The sequence below is a fragment of the Glycomyces sp. NPDC021274 genome, from assembly GCF_040641195.1.
Taxonomy (GTDB): Bacteria; Actinomycetota; Actinomycetes; order Mycobacteriales; family Micromonosporaceae; genus Glycomyces.
This window is the reverse complement of the sequence record NZ_JBFADC010000145.1, coordinates 1-1,019: the sequence shown is the minus strand read 5'-3', so window position 1 is coordinate 1,019 and position 1,019 is coordinate 1. Positions and strand designations below refer to the sequence as shown.

Annotated in this window: 1 protein-coding gene; it reads right to left on the bottom strand. The window is 66.2% G+C overall.

What is annotated here, in order from left to right; genetic code table 11:
* Nucleotides 1–679: 679 nt before the first annotated feature.
* Nucleotides 680–952, bottom strand: coding sequence for a hypothetical protein (locus AB0I03_RS27210; protein WP_102926861.1), 273 nt, complete (start codon nucleotides 950–952; stop codon nucleotides 680–682).
* Nucleotides 953–1,019 lie beyond the last annotated feature (67 nt).

Sequence of the window (1,019 nt, the reverse complement as noted above, 5' to 3'; positions counted from 1 at the left end):
GCGGGTGACGGGAATCGAACCCGCGCTCTGAGCTTGGGAATCAACAGGGTCTTAGGGGGGGCAACGGCGCTCTGAACTGCGACTATTTGGGTGCGGGGCCTTGTTGGAGGCGGTCAGTTTCGACCGCTGTTGACCCTGGTGTACCGCGCTAAAGGGCTGGGATGGGGCTGGCCCCCGATGGCGTGGAGGTTGAGGTGACTTGTGCGGGCTTGGCTCGGGTGCGGAGAGGTGCAGTGGGTCGGTGCCGGCGGTGAGGTGTGCACGCGCGAATGCGGCGGGCTGCTGGATTGAAAGTCCCGACGGACACGTGACCGACGGTCCTACGCAGTCGGTCACAGTCCACTCATGCCAGGCCGGAGGACAACTGGCCGACGTCGGGTCCACCGCCGGCCAGTCCGTGCCACGTCGTCCGCTCACGCATCGCTCACGCATGGCGGACGGCTGACCAGCCGTTTGAGGCGGTTGCCCGCGAATAGGCATCGCACGTCGGCAGCGGCGGCCACTCGATCCGTGTTGCCAACGGCCCCGGCGTATACGCGCCGGGGTCGCCCTTTCAGGTCGTTGCACGTGAGAGTGCGCGGACCCGCCTCTCATGCCATGCGTGAGGCGCTTTTACGGCATAAGGGCGATTACGTGGCAATGGGGTGGCTCGGCTTCCGGAAGCGGCCTTCGTGTCGCGTCAGCCCCGTTCCTCCTCTTCGGCTTCCAGGAGCCGGATTCCCTGGTGCGTCAGCGTGACCATCACGGGGGTGTTTCCCTGTGCCCAGTCGACGGTGACCAGCCCTTCGCCCACCAGGTATGCGCAGGCGGCGGCCAGGTCCTGCTCGGGGATCTGAAGATCGTCGCGCAGGTTCGCCCCGGTGACGCCGAGGAATCGATTGCCTTCCGTGGTCTCGTACAGAGCCTTCATGATCGTCTCGCGGTAGTGCTTCCGCTCGTGCAGTGTTGCCATGATTGCCGCTCACTCGTGCCAGGCACCGACTCGGTGCCTGTGGGCCAGGGCGGTGGTACGCCTGCCC